This is a genomic window from Ammoniphilus sp. YIM 78166 (assembly GCF_004522215.1).
Classification (GTDB): domain Bacteria; phylum Bacillota; class Bacilli; order Aneurinibacillales; family RAOX-1; genus YIM-78166.
The window spans coordinates 1-4,647 of the sequence record NZ_SDLR01000029.1; the positions used below are offsets into that span (position 1 = coordinate 1).

The 4,647-nt window shown below is 45.0% G+C and carries 2 protein-coding genes; one reads left to right on the forward strand and one right to left on the reverse strand.

The window, feature by feature from the left end; all coding sequences use genetic code 11:
• Positions 1–211: 211 nt before the first annotated feature.
• The gene (locus EIZ58_RS32565; RefSeq protein WP_167578113.1) at positions 212–439 is read left to right on the forward strand and encodes a hypothetical protein; all 228 of its coding nucleotides are present in this window, start codon (positions 212–214) and stop codon (positions 437–439) included.
• Positions 440–533: 94 nt separating this feature from the next.
• Here EIZ58_RS32565 and EIZ58_RS32570 read toward each other — a convergent pair whose 3' ends face one another.
• Positions 534–3,587, reverse strand: coding sequence for an endo-1,4-beta-xylanase (locus EIZ58_RS32570; protein ID WP_134705214.1), 3,054 nt, complete (start codon positions 3,585–3,587; stop codon positions 534–536).
• Positions 3,588–4,647: the final 1,060 nt, after the last annotated feature.

Here is a 4,647-nt window from a genome sequence, read left to right on the forward strand (position 1 = left end):
CCCAGGTCGTACGAGCCTGGACTTTCCTCACCAACCTCAACCTCATCAGGTTGGCGCAACTACGCACCATTTCATGTTGTGTTGTTATGTCGTCTCGCTTACAGGAACTAATTTATCATATCCGTAGGTATGATGCATTAGGCGATGAATGGGAACAGAGGGTGAAAAAGTTAGGTGGCACCGTATAAGATTTCGTTTGATTCCCTCACTTATGATTTTCCTGGGTTTCAGGGCATCATTGATCTCAGCTTACAAAACCGGAACGGAACAAACGGTTAATCTCGTGCTAAACACAGTGCAGGAAGCTAAATCCAAAGAAGTGTACACCGCAGAGTTGCAGCTCCACAATGACCAAGGGGCAAACTATTTTACCCTAACTCAAAAGTACGGTTATTATGCCCTCCATGCCGAGATGATCCAAACTCCGAACCATGATTAATGTATATCCACTTACAAGCTTAAAACAAAGCTGACGCCGTTTTAAAAACGGCGTCTCGCTTCATAATTCTTCCTATTTTTACGATAGGCTCTTTCTATTTGCTCGGTTTCACTTCATTCCCGCGAGACAGCCCTTTTTTACTATCAGGTGTTGCTTCATCAGTTGCTGACTGATCATCTGACGTTGCTTCATCGGTTGCTGATTGATCATCGGTGGTTGTTTCATCAGTTGCTTCTTCAGATGTTGCTACTTCAGCTACTGATTGATCCCACACAATATAGCATTCACGAGTCTTGTCGTTGCCCTTAGTGTCCACATAAACCTTATATGGTCCCACCTGATAGACGTCTGCCGCGTTGTTCCGCATTAGTATCTCTTCAGTGAAAGCCTCCGTATTATCATCGGAGTATAATTCCGAAACGGTAACTGTCAGTCTGTTCTCATTACCATCGAGTCTTTCTACCGTAGCCAACGGCGTCGCGTTGACGACAGTGACTACCGGGAGAATTACCGAGCCTACAATTATTTCGGAACCATCATAGACAACAACTGCATAATTCGCACCGGCTTCAACATCGCTGCCTTTAACGCTGATCATCGCTTTGCCGTTTGCGAATGTCGTGGAGGCCACTGAAACGCCGTCCTTTTCCAACACCGCTCTGGAACCGTCAGGGACAACCGCCGTGACAGGGATATTGGCGTCACGCCCACTCACAATACGCTCCACCGAGGCGAGGCTTATTTCCGGACTCGTTAAGTCTTCGTATTTATAGTCGGATACGTACTCATACAGCTTAACACGGTTAACGGCTGTATTCAGAGGACCCTTGCCTCCTTGGACGACGAAACCGTTTGCGTTTCCGTGCAGCGCATAAGTTAAATTGCTGGAACCAGAATGGAGAAATAGCGTCGTTTCACCGGTAACTGGGTCTATACCCGTGTTAAACCATACCGCTCGATCTAATGCACTATCTCCAATAGTTGCGTCTGTGCGTAAAGGAGCCGTCGTGTCGTCCTCATTCAAATTCACATCCCGCCACAAAATGGAGGGGGCGACAAGACCACCGTGAACCAGACTTAACATTGTGTATCCTTTCGCGCTTGTATATGGTCCCGGATCGGGGCTGGTTCTCTCTTTAAAGATAAATCTCGTATTATCCTGGATCAGCTTCGGCTCTACAATAATGTCGTCAACGATGGTGACAGGAGTACCCGCAAGCCCTCGTTTGGCGGTGGTTTCACCATCGGCCGTGACGGTAGGTACGTTCTTATTGGTCAGAGCCTGGCCTGAGTTGGAGGAGACAACCATATAAGTCTTACCGGATTCGATAGTTTTGGCCAATTTCCAATAATTTTCCGGAGCATTGAAGTCCGTAACACGCGCCGGAGTAATCGGAGCCCAGTTCTGATCCCACAGAGATTTCTTCAACGTCAATGTTTTCAAAACATCAGCGTCTATACTACTATCTGTATTAATCGTGAACGTACCACCTTTATGTTTTGGTAAGGACTGGAATTCCTTACTGTTGAGCATTGCTAATTTACCGTTGTCCTGATTATAGAACGCCTGGAACAGTTTGAATTCGGTTTCACCGTCGCTGAAGCGGATATTGACGGATGAGCGGTATCCCGTGTCATTATAGTTTTGGTCTTTCTCCCATGCGGCGGTCATATGCCCGAAGTTTACCGTATAGGTCGTCGACTTATTCGGGGATTCCTTCCTGGCTATTTTTACCGTCGCCACGGCTGGCTCCCCAGCGCTCACCACGCCGCTTGCCGGATTGAGCGTAACGCTGACGTCAACATCATCCACGGAGTAATCGTGTGCAACGTTCGCAGCTGAGAAAGTAATGTTTGACACATTCTTTGGTACGTTAACATCAAATTCGGTTTTGCCCGCAACATTGAAAACTTCTCCGCCGAAGTTAAACGACGTGAGCTTTGGCTGCAACACATCGAGCCCGAGATAGGCCTCCGGATTGATGATGGCCTTATATGCTTCTTTTGGTGCAAGATTGGAGTCGAACGGCAGCGGGTAACCCGTACGGCGCCAGCTGTTGTTATCGGCCACGCCCCAGAATGTCACGCGTGCTATATGATCGGAGTACTTCTTATAAAGCATGAACAGCTTGGCGTACAATACCGCCTGCTCCTTCAATTGCGCATCTGTAGGGAGAACGGAATCTGAAGTACCGTTGAATTGTACGTCAAGTTCGGTAATGCTGATCTCACACCCGGTTTCACTATAGATCTTTAAAACTTCCTCTAAATTATCTACATTGAGTCTGAGGTTATAATGCCCTTGTATCCCAATACCCTCGATCAGTTTCCTGCCGTTTGCCTCAGGGTGTTCTTTCGCGTATCTTGCATTGAGCTCCTTAGCCATCGAGGCAATCGCGATTGCTTTGTTGGGGAGTTCTTCGTCGTTAAAGTCATTGTAATACAGAATTGCTTCCGGGGCAGCCTCACGCGCGAACAAGAAGGCATCATAGATATAATCCCATCCGTTTCCGCCGTTAGCGTAAGCTGCAAACCATCTGGCCGGCCGTTCCTCTGGATTAATGCCGGAGCGAAGCGCGTTCCGCCAGTCGGTTGGATTTTCCGGATTATCCCTCATTGCTTCGTTAACAACGTCCCAGGCGTCGAGCTTATAAGGACCATCGCTATAGTGCCCGGCGATTGTCGAAATATATCTTTTCAAGCTAGCCCTTGCCTCGGTATAATTCAGGCCACTCGGCGGCCAGTTAACCGACTGATTATGCCACGCCAGCGCGTGTCCAATCGTATAGAAACCGTCTTTTTTGACTTGAGTTAACATGTTGTCGGCTGATAGGAATGTCGGTTCGCCAGTTGGGTTGCGCCAAATGGAGTCCGGCTTCGTAGCGTTCTCGGGCGTCAGCGCGTTATAGTGAAACTTCATAAAATCATACTTTGCTGTGTTTAAGTCGTTCGGATTTACAACATTGCCGATAAGGAAATGGTCCTTGTAGACTTCTTTCAGCGACACAACCTCTGCCTCTGCCTCTGCAGCTGAAGCATTGCTGACCGGCATTACCGTACCAGTAAAAGAACCCAAGGTCATAACCAGCGATAAACAATACGTCAATAGGTTTCTTGCTTTTTTCTTCAAAAAATCATTCCCTTTCATAACTTTTATCGCTTCTTTTTTTGTTAATTAGGTTTTTGATGGTACATAACTAATCGATCAAAACTCACTCCGACGATCCCATCATATATACGAATAATGTATTTCTGTTATCATCCTCGCCTACATACACTCCCCTTCTGCTTTACGTAGTGTCAAAAATTCCAAATGAATATTGACCTAAAATTTATATAGAAAGTTAAATTAGGGAATTTAACTGTCTATTCCCGGTTGAGTTTGTTTTACATTATAGAACCGTGTTTATAATCATGGACACAAAGGAGACTTTCCTCCGATATGTAAATCCTTACACACTCAATGTTCTATAATATAAAACACAGTTTTACATATAGTGTTTATAAACCAATATTATGGCACTTCGTAAGCGTTGTCAATGCATAAAATTCACAATATTACTAAAGTACTAAATAGAGATTTTATTATTTTGTCAAAAATTCCAAGATAAAATAGCCTTTTTGATTGTATTCCAAGGCATGACAAAAAGGAACATCCTCGATGGATGCCCCATTATGAAATCAGGGCCAAGCCCTGCTTCACCCTCCAGATACCTGTCTATCAACGGTAGGCATAGCACACGCACATAATTGCCAAAAGTGTTATGCAGCGATAAGCCGAACTGAACGAGACGTTGTGCCTGGATTGCATTAAACCTTCATCATTTTCATTGTTTGGCGTTTGGAAAAGATGGGGTATTAAAAAATAGTTATTAATCCCTAGAGAAAGATCGCAACTGCTACTTTAGATAGAGACAATCTTAGTAAGGTACCTATTGCAATTTGGGAGCAACCCATGAACCATGAGAATATTAAAATTTTCGTGACCATCCTGTTCAGAACAGTAGCCCTGAGCTCGCGAATCAGAGCTTGATAAAAATAAAAGCCTAATTTCTCCAAAAATCATAAATTCACACAGAACCATTGCAAAAAAGACTAACGAAATAATTTCGTTAGTCTTTTTTAAACACCGTGCACCCATCCTCGATATGATCATCCAAGCGTTTCTCAGGCAAGCTCGCTCGAATCAGGCGAACCTGCGGCACACA

Coding starts and splice junctions, on each gene's coding strand:
- EIZ58_RS32565 (WP_167578113.1), top strand. CDS start 212: ATGATTTTCCTGGGTTTCAGGGCATCATTGATCTCAGCTTACAAAACC.
- EIZ58_RS32570 (WP_134705214.1), bottom strand. CDS start 3,587: ATGAAAGGGAATGATTTTTTGAAGAAAAAAGCAAGAAACCTATTGACG.